Annotated in this window: 10 protein-coding genes and 1 tRNA gene; 7 read left to right on the top strand and 4 right to left on the bottom strand. The window is 50.4% G+C overall.

Annotated elements, in window-relative coordinates:
• Window positions 1-4 precede the first annotated feature (4 nt).
• Window positions 5-712 (top strand): SprT family zinc-dependent metalloprotease, encoded by a 708-nt coding sequence (locus R3187_RS13120; RefSeq protein ID WP_318967512.1) that lies wholly within the window; start codon window positions 5-7, stop codon window positions 710-712.
• Window positions 713-990: 278 nt separating this feature from the next.
• Window positions 991-1,725, top strand: a complete 735-nt coding sequence (deoC, locus tag R3187_RS13115) for a deoxyribose-phosphate aldolase (protein WP_318967511.1) — start codon at window positions 991-993, stop codon at window positions 1,723-1,725.
• A 30-nt stretch (window positions 1,726-1,755) separates the two neighbouring features.
• On the opposite strand, the gene R3187_RS13110 is transcribed toward deoC, so the two are convergent.
• The gene (locus tag R3187_RS13110; protein ID WP_318967510.1) at window positions 1,756-3,396 is read right to left on the bottom strand and encodes a response regulator; all 1,641 of its coding nucleotides are present in this window, start codon (window positions 3,394-3,396) and stop codon (window positions 1,756-1,758) included.
• Window positions 3,397-3,511: 115 nt separating this feature from the next.
• A tRNA-Tyr gene (locus R3187_RS13105) sits at window positions 3,512-3,596 on the bottom strand.
• A 105-nt stretch (window positions 3,597-3,701) separates the two neighbouring features.
• On the opposite strand from R3187_RS13105, the gene R3187_RS13100 reads away from it, so the two are divergent.
• Window positions 3,702-4,175, top strand: coding sequence for a VC2046/SO_2500 family protein (locus R3187_RS13100; protein ID WP_318967509.1), 474 nt, complete (start codon window positions 3,702-3,704; stop codon window positions 4,173-4,175).
• Between the two features lie 4 nt (window positions 4,176-4,179).
• Here the strand turns inward: R3187_RS13100 and R3187_RS13095 are convergent, their stop codons facing one another.
• Together R3187_RS13095 and R3187_RS13090 are read right to left on the bottom strand one after the other, a co-directional pair.
• Window positions 4,180-4,647, bottom strand: coding sequence for a YchJ family protein (locus R3187_RS13095; RefSeq protein ID WP_318967508.1), 468 nt, complete (start codon window positions 4,645-4,647; stop codon window positions 4,180-4,182).
• A gap of 165 nt (window positions 4,648-4,812) precedes the next feature.
• A complete protein-coding gene (locus R3187_RS13090; protein WP_318967507.1) occupies window positions 4,813-5,286 on the bottom strand; it encodes a hypothetical protein in 474 nt (157 codons plus the stop codon).
• A gap of 207 nt (window positions 5,287-5,493) precedes the next feature.
• On the opposite strand from R3187_RS13090, the gene R3187_RS13085 reads away from it, so the two are divergent.
• From R3187_RS13085 to recD, 4 genes are all read left to right on the top strand, one after another.
• On the top strand, window positions 5,494-6,204 hold the full coding sequence (locus tag R3187_RS13085; RefSeq protein ID WP_318967506.1) for a DUF3581 family protein: 711 nt from the start codon (window positions 5,494-5,496) through the stop codon (window positions 6,202-6,204).
• A gap of 63 nt (window positions 6,205-6,267) precedes the next feature.
• Entirely contained in the window at window positions 6,268-9,768 is a 3,501-nt protein-coding gene (gene recC / locus R3187_RS13080) for an exodeoxyribonuclease V subunit gamma (RefSeq protein WP_318967505.1), read from the top strand.
• Window positions 9,765-13,460 carry an exodeoxyribonuclease V subunit beta gene (gene recB / locus R3187_RS13075; RefSeq protein ID WP_318967504.1) on the top strand — a complete coding sequence of 1,232 codons (3,696 nt, stop codon included), beginning with the start codon at window positions 9,765-9,767 and terminating at the stop codon, window positions 13,458-13,460. Before recC ends, recB begins: the two co-directional genes overlap by 4 nt.
• Entirely contained in the window at window positions 13,450-15,435 is a 1,986-nt protein-coding gene (recD, locus tag R3187_RS13070; RefSeq protein ID WP_318967503.1) for an exodeoxyribonuclease V subunit alpha, read from the top strand. Before recB ends, recD begins: the two co-directional genes overlap by 11 nt.
• The last annotated feature ends 212 nt before the right edge of the window (window positions 15,436-15,647 follow it).

Raw genomic sequence — 15,647 nt, 5'->3', positions numbered from 1 at the left:
GAAGTTGATATCATTGCCAGCTGATGTCTGTCAGCAACAGGACTACCAAATTGTTTACAGCCGTCGCCGAAGTCTGGCAATTATTGTCAGCCAGGGCAAGGTGACGGTGCGGGCGCCGCATGGTTGCAATTCGAAGCAGATTGAGCAATTGCTAACAGCTAAACAAGTCTGGATCCAACGGCATTTATTAAGACAACAGGCGCGAATACCAGTACTGAACTGGCAGCAACGCGCCGAAGTTCTGGTAGCAGGTGAGCTGTGCAAAGTTGTTTTTCGCCGTTCGGCCAAAAGTGACGTGTCGTTTGCCAACGATACGTTAGTTATATCGGTCAGTGAGCGTGTAGCTGATATAAATCTGCCAGCGTGGCACGATAAATTACTTAATGGCTGGTTAAAAGCGCAAGCAGCAGAATGCTTTAATCAGCGCTTGCTGATCTGGGCTGCTGTTATGGGTGTTAATTATCGGCAGTTGAAACTGGGTCAATGGCAACGTCGCTGGGGTTATTGTGATAGTTTGGGAGTGATAGGCCTGAACTGGCGGCTGGTGATGGCGCCAGAATGGGTTACTGACTATGTGATGGTGCACGAACTTGCCCACCGGCTGGTGATGGATCACTCTGAGCGTTTCTGGCAAACGGTGAGTCGATACATACCAGAATATCAGCAGGCCCAAGCCTGGTTAACTTATTATCAGCCGCAGTTAGTTGTTTAGCCTGGTCAGTATTGTTTATTGGAGAGGCAGATCACGGGCAAAAAAACGCCGGTTTTAAACCGGCGGTAAAATTAAGGACAACTTAATTTCAGGGAGAGAAGTAAACACAACATTACAACTAATAGCTATGACCCGCAGGTAACTGAAAAATTCCATAAAAAATTATTTTTTTTCACTTTTGCATTTTCACTGAGTTCTGGTTTACTCTGCCTGTCAAATTTGCCGGACAGAGTAAATAACAATAGTCCGGTTAGTATCAGGATAATGGAACGTGTCAAATGACCAACAGATTGCGCTTATTACAGTTGACGAAACTGCTTGATGTGACCCGGTTAAATGACCACGATGAGCCGCAGCTGATGGCTGGCTGGCTAAAGCAGCAGCCAGAGCTGCCTGTTGCTGTCGCGGCTTATTGTGTATATCCGGATTATTTGAGCGAGCTGAGTCAATTTAAAGACGGAACCAGACAGCAGTTCGGGTTAGCAACGGTGGTTAATTTCCCGGGGGGAGATATGCCGCTGTCTGCTGTTTGTCAGCAAATTACCGCTGCGCTTGCAGCGGGAGCTACTGAAATTGATTGTGTAATGCCTTATCAGGCGTTGCTACGGGGCGAGCAGCAGCACGTCAGTGAATTTTTAGCGGAAGTACGGCGTTGTTGTAAAACGGCCTGTTTGAAAATCATAATTGAATCCGGCGAGCTTATTACCGCGCAACAGGTAGCCAGAGCAACGGAGCTGGCTATTGCCAGCGGCGCTGATTTCGTCAAGTCATCAACCGGCAAAGTTGCCGTTGGTATTACGGAAGAAGCGGCCAGAATTATGCTGACTATCATTGCTGCAGCAGATCGTCCTGTTGGCTTTAAAGCATCTGGTGGCGTTCGGACGGTTACTCAGGCACTGCAGTTTGTCGACTTATATGAACAGATAACCGGGGTAACGGCGACCAGCGCTACCATGCGAATTGGTGCCAGTTCACTGGTTGGGGAATTGGCAGCGCTATTTGCTGCTGAATAAGCAACAAATAATGGCATTAGCATTTCAGGTTTATTTACGGCGTTTTTCAGGTTTCAGCTGTAGTTGGGAAAACTGACTGAGTAGTTCCTGATAACGTTTGCGATGATGTTCTGGTAAAGGCATATTGTCGACAATTCTGAATGCTTTTTTACAGCGCTCCAGCATGCCGCCACCGGGTCCATAACTGTTAGTTTTAAGCAGTTGCAAGCTGGTTTGAATAACATTTAAGGCGCAGCCCGTGTTCATTGGTGCCAGTTCCAGCGCTTGTTCAAACAGAGCAAGTGCAGCCAAATGCTGGCCGTCTTTATACTGCCGGATACCGTCCTTGTTTAGCTGAGCGAAATGCTGTTGCTGTAACTGATTTTGCCGTTGTTGTTCAGATAATAGTCGTTGTAATACCGGATCCTGTTTTAGCGCCGGGTCTATTAGTGACGCCAGCTTGTCTGCCTGCTCAAATTCACCAATCTGGTTCAGTAATAGCACGGTGTCCGGCAGCACCTGTTGCTGAGTTTCAGCGTGCTCTGCTACCGCTGCATAGGTTTTTTTTGCCTGGAATTGCTGGCCACTTAGTGAATCAAGTCTGGCCTGACACAGGATTTCAAACAGGTCAAAGTCTATTTCACGGATAAGGTTGTCATCCCGCCGGGCTCGCTGCAACGCAATAGCAACTTCCTGAGCATATCGGTTGCGTTGCTGCGGTTCGTCACTAAGCGTTGCTGCGGCAATAATACTGCGAATGTAATTGAGTAAATGAACAACATCCTGACGCATTGAGCGGCGGGTAATTTCATAAAGTTGCTTGCTCGCCAGCACCTTGGCATTGGTATCTTGCAGTGCATGGGCAATATCCATATACAGATATTGACGCTGCATAGAGTAAGGTGCAATATCAGTTGCTGCCTGAATACAGCTGAATGCTTGCTCAGGATCATTATCAGCCAGGTAACAGCGGGCTTTAATGTCAAAGGCTTCCGCGAACAATCGGTTTTCCTCTAACGCTTCATCACACAAGGCCTGGCTTTCTTTGAAACGCTGCTGTTCAAAGCATATTCTGGCCATTAATAATAAAGCCCAACCATTACGCCGCTGCTCCAGACAAGTCTGCAATACTTGCTCTGCTTCAGTAAATCGCTTTAACGCTATTAAGTTCTCGGTCAGCACCCGTTTACAGAACTGCTGATAGCGCCCGGCTTCACTGATTTCCTGCTGGCAAAGCTCAATTACCTGTTCAGAATTATCATCATAAAGTGCCTGAAATAATTCAGCTAAATGTGCCTTTTTCTTCTGAATGCGGATTATTCTGCTGCGTAAAACACTTTGTGAAAATGGTTTAACAAGGTAGTCATCGGGTTCAAGTTCTACCGCACTTACCACTACCGGAACCGAGTTTTCTCCGGTAACGAGCATAAAGATACTATGAGGCTTTAATAATTTTTTCTCGCGCAGATCTTCCAGTAGTTGTTTACCATTTTTGCCTATGCCCAAATGGTAGTCGACAAACAATATGTCGTAATCAATATTACTGCATTTAGCCAGAGCTTGTTCGCCGGTAGGGGCAAACGCGACATTGGTCGCGCCCATTGAATAGAGCACGCCCTTAAACATTAACTGGAATGCGCGCTGGTCATCAACGATCAACACCCGTTGATTTTCCAAAGTCTTATTTTGCATTAGCGCCTTTACTTTAGCCTGAATAAGCTAAGTGTCGGAAATATGGGGCACTTTAGCAAGCAAATTAATTTGAAAGGGAAGAGTAGATTAACAGAGAAGTTTACAGAGGAAGAAATGGTGGAGGGGGAAGGATTCGAACCTTCGAAGGCAGTGCCGGCAGATTTACAGTCTGATCCCTTTGGCCACTCGGGAACCCCTCCACGAGTGCGCGCATATTACCAAACTGTCTTTTGATGTAAAGCATTTTACTTAACTTTTTCACCTGACAGCCGATAAACCAAACAACCCTGGTCAAAGATGCAGCTATGACACCTATTATCAATGAATGGCAACTCGATTGCCGGCTGAATAAGGCAATAAACCAGCAGCAGCGGGCAGATTTCTCTCTGTGGCTGGCATTTTTGTCGCCAGCAATTGATGAAATGGCTGAGTTCCAGACACCACAATTCACACCGCAAACTGCAACCAACGATTTATATGCCCGGTTTTCATTACAGCAGCCAAGAAGTTACGGCTGGCAGGAGCAGGATCTGGCAAATCTCAACCGGCAAAGCCAGGCATTGCATCAGGGCGGACTACGCCAACTCAAATTGCAACAATATTTAGTGCAGGGGCCGCTGGTATTATCAGATGATAACGCCAAACTGGCGCCGGAAGTAAACCAGAATTTAGATGCGCATAGTAAACGCCGTCGTGCCGGCGGAGAGGTTAAGCGGTCTGAGGCTGACCCTGCGGCTCTTTATGACATTTTACAGCAGTTGCAGCAAACAGCGGCCTGATTAGTTACGCTTTTCCCTGATGGGTAGACACAGTGCCGGATGCTAAATGCAGATTGCAATGCTTAAACTTTTTACCACTACCACACGGGCAAGCATCGTTGCGGCCAATCGTCTGCGCTGGCGCAGAAATAAACCGGCCCTCTGAATAATACCACTGACCATTAAACACAAAGCGCGATTTCTCGGCCAGACTTTCCAGTTTGTTACCACTGATATAACGGGCAACAAAACTGACTGAGCCCTCATTGCCGGGCTGTGAAGCCACATTTTCTGATCTGTCTGTATCTGAGCAGTTGGTAGCTGACCAGGCTGTAATCGTTAAGCCAACAAAGTGTACCGCATTGGCAAATTCTGCTATCTGATCTTTTAATGTTGCTTGCTGTTGCAAGCTATTTTGCTGATGCGCTGGCAGCTGGGTTTGGTATATATATTCGATATTTTTACAACAATAGGCACTGTAACGTGAACGCATTAACTGCAAACAGCTGTCTGGCGTAGCGACACCTTTAAGCAGCGGCTGACAGCAGTTGCTAAATAGCAGGCCAGAGCAACAATAACAGTTCACAACTACCTCAAATACCATAGGTTAATAGTAAGACTGCCAGTATACATTAACACTATGGGTTGATGCAGCCTGCTAATGAGTCTGGGCAGTCAACTGATTGAATTGATAAAACCAACGCTGCTCTTTGGCGGCGCTATTGCTAAGCTGCGTTGTTAGCTCATCAGAGGCAAGCTGGCTAAAATTTATTACCACCCGGCAACTGTCGCTATGGAGTAATTTATTTAAGGTTTTTGCAGGGTCTTTTATCGTATCAGCATGGATAACCAGTATTTTATCCACCGGCAGCTGTAAGTAACTGGCCAGTGCTTTTGACGGCAGCTGTTTTGGCGCGACCAGTACAATCCAGCCTGTTTCGTCACAATGCCGCTGTAATACTTTAATAAGTAACTGTTCTGCGCTGGTTGCTGAAGCCGGCGCCAGCGCCTGATAAAACGGTTTGGCAGATGCTACAGCTGCCGCTAAGCGCTGTAAGCGCCCGGTACTTTGCTGAACTGGCAGGCTTGCTGTGTCTGTCATCTGGTTTGAAAAGGACGTAGTCGCTAACATAATGTGCTCCAGCTGTGTATTTATACAGTGTATGGATATACAGTAGTTGCTGCTTAAAATAAAGGCAAGTTTTTTTTTGATGTTTTAATGCTAGGGGGCTGGCGGCCGTGGTCAGTGATTGTTAGTTATTTATTACTGGCTGGACCATTAGTTTGCTAAATTAGGTTAGAATTGCCGGCTTAAGTCTAAAAAGTGAGTGCTTGATTGATGTTGTTAGACGATTTTGTCACCCGTTCTGCCGAAGGTTTTAGTTTCAGCCGGTTGCAATCCTGTAGTTTTGCTAAACAAATAGCGACCGACTTTAATCCTATTCACGACGTTGATGCTAAAAGGTTTTGTGTGCCTGGTGACTTGCTGTTTGCTTATTTGCTCAGTCATTATGGCCTTAGCAAGGAGTTAAGCTGTACCTTTGCCGGCATGGTCAGTGCTGATGTTCTGTTGCACTGTGAACATCATAATGACGAGCTGAAAATTTGTGACGCGCAGGGTAAGGTCTATCTTTCATTGCAGAGGCAAGGCGAAACCAGCCATAATTTAGCAGTAATAGAGCCGCTTATCCGAGATTATGTCCAATTTTCCGGGCAAAACTTCCCGCATATCCTGCAGCCGTTAATGCAGCAGCATAATGTGATGATCCATCCCGGCCGGCCGTTAGTTATCTATGAGAGCATGGCGTTATCCTTTGATACTCTACCCACAGCAGAGGTAGCACTTAGCCTTGCCGCATCGTCGTTACAGGTTGAAGGTAAGCGCGGTAATGTTCTGCTTAATTTTGTGCTGACCCAGCATGACAAACAGATTGGTCGCGGTGAAAAGCGCATGATTTTAAGTAATCTGCAGGCCTACGATGAAGCGCAAATGCAACTGATGATTGCAGAGTATGACCGTCGTAAAAACCTAAACAGAACACCATGCTAAGCTGCTTTTAATAGCGATATAAAATCAGCTATAGTGGCAGCTTGCTGTCATTAAAGGCTTTTTATGTCGCACGCGAGTAAATTACAACCTGGTTTTCTGGTGGTTCATGCCAATGCACCAGAGCAATTACGGGCATTGGTGGTAAACTGGTTGCAGCGCTATCCTCTGATGCCGCTGGAATCAGAACATATCCTGGTGCAAAGTAATGGTATCGCGCAGTGGCTGAAACTGGCCTTGGCTAATGAACCCGACGCAACAGAGCCGGGCTGTGGTATCGCTTCAGCTATTGATGTGCAGCTACCGGCCCGTTTTATCTGGCAACTTTACCGCAATGTACTGGGCCAGCAGCAACTCAGTGAACGCTCGGCGTACAGCAGGGATCTGTTGCGCTGGCATTTACTGAGTTTGCTACCCGAGTTACCGGACGACCCCTGCTTTACGCCGCTGAGACATTTTTTTGCCGATGATCCAACGCTATTAAAAACCTACCAGCTGGCAGAACAGCTGGCTGCGTTATACGATCAATATCAGGTATACCGGGCCGACTGGCTGAATCTCTGGCAAAATGGCCAGGATCAGCTGGTTAATGCGCGAGGTCAGCTGACACCACTTCAACCAGACCAGCAATGGCAATGCAGCTTATGGCGCATGCTTCACAATCGGATCAGTGTGCAGCAACTTGGTGACAGCCGCGCTGAAGTGCATCAATGCTTTATCGATAAATTAGCTGCCATGCCGGCAGCGCAAGCCGCCAGTTTATTGCCGCGACGCTTAATTATTTTTGGTATTTCGGCAATGCCGCAGCAGAGTTTACAAGTGCTGGCGGCAATAGCGCCGTTTTGCCAGATACTGCTGGCGGTACACAATCCCTGCCAGCACTACTGGGCAGATATTATCAGCGAGAAAGAGCTGTTAAGGGCTCAGCGCCATCGTCAATCTTATAAAGCGGGCATGCCAGCTGATATCAGTGACGAGCAACTTCATGTCCATGCGCAGCCGCTGCTGGCATCGTGGGGCCGGCAGGGTCGCGATTACATCAGATTACTGGATGAGTTTGATGAGACAGCACAATATAAAAATCTTTTTGTTAATCAGCGAATTGACTTATTTCAGCCACCAGAGGCCAGCCATTTGCTGGGCATGCTGCAGCATGATATTTATGATTTAAGGCCGGTGCGGGACAGTCAGCAGCATTGGCCGGCAATAGCGAACAGCGACCAATCCATTCAGTTTCATCTGGCGCACAGTGCAATGCGTGAAGTGGAAATTCTGCACGATCAGTTATTGGCAGGGTTCCAGCAGGACCCTAGTCTGACACCGCGCGATATTATGGTAATGGTGCCGGATATTACCAGCTATGCGCCGTTGATCCAGGCGGTATTTGCTTCGGTAAAGCCGGAAGATCCGCGCTACATTCCTTTTACTATAGCTGATTTACCGCCGGGTACCGAACAGCCAATGTTTAAGGCAGTTGAACAGCTGATGGGGCTGGCACAAAGCCGGTTTCAGCTCAGTGATATCCTGGATTTGCTTGAAGTCCCCGCCGTGCGGCAACGGTTTGACATTGATGAGTCAGCGTTACCGTTATTGCATCATTGGCTGCAGGATGCAGGTGCCCGCTGGGGGCTGGATGCGACGCAGCGGCACAGTCTTGATTTACCTGATGGCCTGCATCAGTTCAGCTGGCAGTTTGCCCTGGACCGAATGTTACTTGGCTTTGCCACCGGTCCGCTGCCTGACACAGAGCAGGGCGCTGACGGCTGGCATGGCATCGACCCTTACACAGAAATCAGTGGTCTGGAAGCAGCACTGTTAGGCCCTTTGTACCAGCTGCTGGCAAAGCTGAAACAGTACTGGCAGCTATTGCAGCAACCCCACAGTCCTGAGCAGTGGCTACCGCTGTTAAATGGTTTGTTGCAGGATTTCTTACAACCCGCCCTGACGGATGAGCAGGCATTGCTGGCGCAGTTATATGAAGCACTGGATCAGTGGTTTAACGATTGCCAGCAGGCTGTACTTAGCACCGCGCTGCCTGCAGCAATAGTCGCGCAAAGCTGGCTGGGTTTAGTGACCCAGCCCGGCGTGCAGCAGCGGTTTTTATCCGGTGGGGTGACATTCGCCACCTTACTACCGATGCGGGCAATTCCGTTCAGGCATATCTGTCTGCTTGGCATGAACGATGGCGCTTTTCCCCGCCAGCAGCCAAGGCAGGATTTTGACTTAATGCAAACAGATATGCGCCCTGGTGATCGTTCACGGCGCGAGGATGACCGCTATCTGTTACTGGAAGCGGTATTGTCGGCACGCGACCGGCTGTATATCAGCTGGGTAGGGCGCAGTATCCATGATAACAGTGAGCGGGCACCGTCAATGCTGATTGGTCAGTTACGGGATCATTTAGCACAGTGCTGGCGGCTGTCAGACAGCGCTGTCGCTGGCAATACGGATAACACCGCGTTGCTGCAGCACTTTACCACTGAACATCCGTTACAACCTTTCAGCCCACGTTATTTTAACGAAAATGAACCAGAATTGTTCAGTTATCAGCAGGAATGGCTGGCAGAAACAGTCGCTACGCAACAGCCTGAAATGCTTAGTCGCTGGCAGCCAACAGAGCCTGTCAGCTTGCGCCAGTTAGCTGAGTTTGTCCGCGATCCGGTAAAAAGTTTTTTTACCCAACGTTTAACGATCTGGCTTGGTCAGGCAGATCTTGCCACCGAAAATGATGAAGCTTTTGCGTTAGATGGCCTCAGTCGCTGGCAGTTACAGCAGCAGTTACTCAGCCGGGTGCAGCAGGCGCTGGCGGATAATCAGCCACTGGCAACTGCTGTTAATGATTGCCTGGCCCGGATGCAGCGCCGCGGCGAGCTTGGGGTCGGGGCGGCGAGTGCTTTACATGCAGGCCAACTAGCCGAGCCGGTGCTGGCGTTAGCCGGCCGGCTGGAACAACTGCAACAACGCTATCCTGATTGTCTGAAGGCGCGGGCGGTGCACTGGCAGCATCAGGATATTGAGTTGCAGGACTGGCTTACCCAGCTGCGGCAAAATGCCAGTGGCGAGCAATGTCAGTTACTGTTAAGTGCCAGTGCCATTGTTAAACAGCGCAAATACCAGTGGCGCCATCTGGTGTTGCCCTGGCTCAGTCATTTGCTGGCCAATACCCAGGGGCCTTGTCAGACGATAGTGTTAAGTCAGGCCGGTGAAATTAGCATTACTCCGTTGCCAGTAACGGCCGCTGCTGAGCAGCTTAACCTGTTACTGAGCTATTACCTGCAGGCGCATCAGGCGCCGTGGCCGCTGGAATTAGAATGTGCCATTCTGTACCTGCAACAGACCGACAGCGGCAAATTCAGCAGCGAGCAAATTCTGGCGCAATGTGAAAAACGCTATCAGGGCGACAGCTATAACCCCGGGGTTGTGCACTTTAATCCTTATTTGCAGCGGTTATTTCCGGATTTTCAGCAGCTGAGCCAAAGTGGCGATTTTTTCCGGCTTGCCGAACAACTGTACCGGCCATTATTAGCTGCATTAAGCCATGCCGCCATCGCCGGAGAGGCAGAATGAAACCACCTGTAACGCTCAACCTGCTAACACTGCCGCTAACAGGCAACCGGTTAATTGAAGCCAGTGCCGGTACCGGTAAAACCTTCACTATCGCAGCATTGTATTTACGGCTGGTGCTTGGCCATGGCAAAGCGCAGGCTTATCAGCGGCCGTTGACCCCACCGGAAATTCTGGTGGTAACCTTTACCGAGGCGGCAACCCAGGAGTTACGCGACCGTATCAGGTTACGCCTAACCGAGGCAGCTCAGGCATTCCGACAAGCTGAAACTGACGATGATGTGCTGGCAGCGCTGCTGGCCGATTATGCTGACACTCAGTTTGCCCACTGTGCCCGTCGGCTTGAATTGGCAGCCCAGTGGATGGATGAAGCGGCAATTTCAACCATTCATGGCTGGTGTAACCGCATGCTGGCAGAGCATGCGTTTGCCAGCGGCAGTTTATTCAGTCAGCAACTGAGTACCGATCTGAGCGCGCTGAAATTACAGGCTGCCCGCGATTACTGGCGCAGCTTTTATTATAAGCTGCCAGAGCAGGCCTTAGCTGAGTGTCTCAGTTACTGGCAAACACCAGATGAGTTGTGGCAAAGCGTTGCCAGACTGACAAGCAACTATCTGGAGCGGATGACAACGGAAGACTTTAGTTACGCGGAACCCGAAGTGGCTATCGCCCAGTGTCAGGCAGAACGCCAGGCTCAGTTGCAGCAGCTGACAGTACAGTGGCAGCAGTGGTTACCTGAATTAGCCAGGCTGCTGAACGATGGCATTGCAGCCAAAGCCGTTAACGGCAGACAATTGCAGCAACGCTACCTGGATAACTGGCTGCAAAAGCTGCAAAGCTGGTTGCAGGCACCCAGTGCAGAGCTTGACCTGGGCACCGGCTGGTACCGGTTGTCACCCGACGGCATTGCAGAGTGTTGGAAACAGCAGCCGGCGCCTGACCATCCGGCATTTGCCGGTATTGTCGAATTACAAGCCGCACTTAAAAACCTGCCGCAGCCCCGCCAGTTGCTGATGCAGCACGCTGCCTGCTGGCTGGCGCAAAGGATCCAGGCCGGGCTGAGTCAGCAGGCGCTGATGGGCTTCGACGACATGCTGCTGCGACTGCACAGTGCCTTGCATGGTAATCAGGGGGCGGAGCTGGCGACACTAATTCGTGAGCAGTACCCGGTAGCGTTAATAGATGAATTTCAGGATACCGATCCTGTTCAGTATCAGATATTTTCAGCTATCTATCTGGCTAACCCGGCAAAGTCAGAGCAGGCAGCGACAGAAGACGGTCAGCATGCGCTACTGCTGATTGGCGACCCTAAACAAGCGATATATGCCTTTCGCGGTGCTGATATCTACACCTACCTTAAAGCCAAACTGGCAACCACGGGGCAGCATTACACCCTGGACACCAACTTTCGTTCAGACAGCCGGCTGGTCAGCGCTGTCAATTATATTTTTGCTCAGGCAGAGGCGCGTCCGGGCGGGGCGTTTCTGTTTCGGCAGGAGCAAACAGCCAGTTTTCCGGATCCGTTGCCATTTCACCCGGTTAACGCTAAAGGAACCTCCTGGCAGCTGCATATCAACCAGCAAGCGGCGGCAGCGCTGACTGCCTGGTTGCCGGAAGAGTCAAGTGAAAAACCGCCGAGCCGTCAGGCCTATCTGCAATTGTTTGCCGGCGGTTGCGCCAGTTATATCACGGAAATTCTGCAGCAGGCAGACAATGATGAAAGCTTTTTTATTGCTCAAAATGGTGAAAAACGCCGGCTTAAACCGTCGGATATTGCGGTTTTGGTTAATAATCAGACTGAAGCTCAGGCTATCAGGAGCCAGCTGGCTGAGCGGCAGATCCGTAGCGTCTATTTATCAGACCGGGAATCGGTATTCAACTCTGCCACAGCAACTGATTTACAGCTTATTCTAAGTGCCTGCGCTGAGCCTGAGCAAGACAGTCTGCTGCGCTCGGCTATTGGCTGTCGTACTATCGGCCTTAGCCTGGTGGAGCTTGACCAGTTACAGCAACAGGAGCTGAAGTGGGAGCAACTGTGTCTGCAGTTTAAAAACTATCAGCTGCAGTGGCGCCGTTATGGCGTATTACCGATGCTGCGCAGTCTGCTATTTGATTTTGCGGTCCCGGCACGTTTGCGCCGAAGTGCTGATGGCGAAAGAGCATTGACCGATTTGCTGCATCTGGCCGAATTGTTGCAACAGGCCTCTCAACAGCTGGATGGTGAGCAAGCCTTATTACGTTTTTTAACCGAGCATATTCAGCAACAAGCCAGCGGTGACAGCGAGCAACAGAAAGTGCGGCTGGAAAGTGATGCCGAGCTGGTGCAGGTGGTAACAATCCATAAATCAAAAGGACTGGAGTATCCGCTGGTGTTTCTGCCTTTTATTTGCGCCGCCAGAGCGGTTAACGCTAGCCAGTTGCCGGTCAGTCATCGCGACGAAGAGGGTAATCTTTGCTTCAGTTATCAGCCAGATGAACACATTCTGGCCTCAGCTGAGCAGGAGCGGCTGGCCGAAGATATTCGTAAGTGTTATGTCGCGCTTACCCGGGCAAAGTATGCTTGCTGGTTAGGCCTGGCACCGCTGGCAGAAACAAGTGCGATCAGCTATTTACTGGCAAGCTCTGGTATTACGCCCACGGCTTTTGCCTCGCAGGTAAAAGAAAGCTGGGCAGGGTGTCCGGCTATCAGGCTGGAGACATTGCCCAAAGCAAGCCAGAGCGTTTATCAGGCGCCCTACCAACCCAAGCTGACCTTAACTGCCCGGCAAATTACCCATATATTCCGGGAGCACTGGTGGATTGCCAGTTACAGTGCCTTAACCCGGCAACTGGGCGAGAGCAGCATACTATTGCAAAGTGGACCAGAGCGGGCCAGCGAAAAACTATTGCCAGAGCTATATAATGAATCTGATGTTGAGCCAGTAGCGGCACAGTTGCAGGATCCTGCTATTCAATACCAGTTTGTTGCCGGGCCGCAAGCCGGTACTTTTCTGCACGGGATGCTGGAGTGGATGGGCCAACAGGGATTTGCAGTAATCGGCCAGCAGCCGCAGCTACTGACAGCAGAGCTTAGTAAACGCTGCCAGCTTAGAGGCTGGCAGGCTGACTGCGAGCCATTACAACAGTGGTTAATTCAGCTGCTAGACAGTGCACTGTCGTTGCCGGAACCCAGCAACGCTGACCCGCTTAATCTGGCAGGGCTTGCCAGTTATCAGGTAGAGCTGGAATTCTGGTTGCCCTGCCAGCAGATTGATATCAGTCAATTGGACAGGTTGTTACAGCAGCACATCTGGCCAGGTCAAGCCAGGCCCGCACTATTGCCCGGCCAGCTTAACGGGATGCTCAAAGGCTTTATCGATTTGGTTTATTGTCAGCAGCAGCGCTATGTGGTGTGTGATTATAAATCTAACCGCGCCGGGCAGTGCGCCAGCGCTTATAACGAGGACGCGTTACGACTGATTATGTTGCAAAAACGCTATGATTTGCAGGCGGTACTTTATTGTCTGGCGCTGCACCGCTTATTACGCAGCCGGCTTGCCGATTATGATTATCAGCGCGATATCGGCGGTGCTTTGCACTGGTTTATCAGAGGTGTAGCGGCGCCACAGCAGGGCATGGTGTGGTTAAAACCCTCTTTGCAATTGATTACTACCCTGGATCAACTGTTTCGCGGGGAGGCTATCGTTGCAAGCTGAACTTATTCTGAAGCAGTGGCAGACTGACGGCTGGTTGCGGCCGTTAGATCAGTCGTTTGCCGGTTTTATTGGTCGCTACGAGCCGGCACAGCCACTGGTATGGCTGGCTGCAGCGCTGTGCAGTTATCAGTTAAAGCGCGGCCATGTCTGTCTGGATCTGGCAAAATTGCAGACTGAGCCGTTATTAACGCTGGGGCTGGGGGCAGAGTTGACTGCCAGTCAGCAAGCTGACGTACAACAACTCGCTGCAGTAAGCTTAGCGCAGTGGCAGCATGCGCTTAATCAGTCGGCAGTGGTAGATCGCGGTGCCGGTCATAATCCGCTGGTGCTGTCAGGTAGCCGCTTATACCTGCGCCGCTACTGGCAATATGAGCAGGATATTGCCAGCCAGATTAATCAGCGTCTGAGCCAGAGTGACATCCTGAGTGCGCAGCTACCAGACAGCGTTTTATTGCCGTTAATAGCCCGGTTGTTTCAGCAAAGTAAGCCAGCTGAACAACAGCTGCAACCTGACTGGCAACAGCTGGCCTGTGCGCTGGCCTGTCGCAGTGCTTTTACTGTGATTACCGGTGGCCCGGGTACCGGCAAAACCACCACAGTGGTGCGTTTACTGGCGTTGTTGCAATTATTACAGCTGCGCCAGCAGGCACCGTTGCTGGAGATCCGCCTGGCAGCCCCTACCGGTAAAGCAGCCGCCCGTTTAAAAGACAGTATCAGTGGCGCCATCAGCCGGCTGGCGGCGCTTGATATTGACGGTTTCAGCCAGATTGAGCAGGCTATTCCGGTTAATGTCAGCACTATTCATCGTTTACTGGGGGTACGCCCCGGCAGCAAAAATCTGCGTTTTAATCGTTATCAGCCGTTGCCGCTGGATATTCTGGTGCTGGATGAAGCGTCGATGGTTGATGTCGAAATGATGGCGGCATTACTGCAAGCTTTACCGCAATCTGCCCGGATCATTTTACTGGGTGATAAAGATCAGTTGTCGTCTGTAGAGGCAGGCGCATTATTGGCTGAGCTGTGCAAAAAAGCCGTTGCCGGCGATTACCTGCCGGCAACGGCCAGCTGGTTAGCAAAGCAAACCAGCCAGCAGATCCCGGCCACGCTTATCAGTGATAAAGGCAGCTTACTGTCGCAGCATATTGTGATGTTGCGACATAGTCACCGCTTTGGTCAGAATAGTGGCATTGGCCGGCTGGCTGCAATGGTGAATCAGGGGCAATTAGATCCGGCTATCTGGCATAACTATCCTGCTGAGCTGTTATTGTTACAGGAAGCCGGCAGCACCGGTGCAGCATTTAGCCAGTTAATTGTTGATGGTGCTAATCACCCGAAAGGTTATGGTTACCGGCATTATTTGGCCATGCTTGGTAATGTGCCCGCTGAGCCAGAGCTACAGGATGGCTGGGCTCAAGATATTCTCCGGGCCCATAGTTGTTTTCAGGTATTGGCGGCAACCCGTAAAGGTGAGCTTGGCGTTGAACAGTTAAATCTGCAAATTCAGCATTGTCTGGCCAAAGCCGGCTTAATTGCGCCAGAGCATCAATGGTATGCTGGTCGGCCGGTGATGGTCACCCGCAATGATTATCAGCTGGGGCTGATGAATGGTGACATTGGGATTTGTCTGCCTAAATCAGTCGTCCAGTCAGATGGCAGTGTCAGCGTCGTACTCAGAGTCGCATTCGCGATAGCGGAGGGGATTAAATGGGTTATTCCGGCCAGGCTCAGTGCAGTGGAAACAGTGTTTGCGATGACAGTGCATAAATCCCAGGGATCAGAATTCAGCCATACTGTGCTGGCAGTGCCTGCTCAAGACAATGGACTGCTGAATCGAGAGTTATTCTATACTGCCATTACCCGCGCATCGGCCCGCTTTACCCTGATTTGTGCTGAGCCGTCTCTGCTGGTGCGGGTAGTACAGCGCCAGACGTTGCGTGCCGGTGGTTTATCATTAGCGCTGGCTGAGGAGTCTTAACAGGCTTTGCTTGTTTTTTAGGCAAACGATTTTATTTCTTCAAAAAGCGCTTGCACAGTGTTTTAAACTCCCTATAATGCGCATCCACAGACGGGGCAGCGGTAACGCAGCAAACGACTGAGAAAGACTTCTGAGAATGGCGCAAGCGGTTCTCGCTTCAAACGAGTTTGAAGCACGCTCTTTAACAATTAGCAATCAATTATCTGTGTGGG

Source organism: Arsukibacterium sp., assembly GCF_033721375.1.
Taxonomy (GTDB): Bacteria; Pseudomonadota; Gammaproteobacteria; order Enterobacterales; family Alteromonadaceae; genus Alishewanella.
The sequence above is the reverse complement of the archived record's forward strand: the minus strand, read 5'-3'. Positions and strand labels throughout refer to the sequence as shown.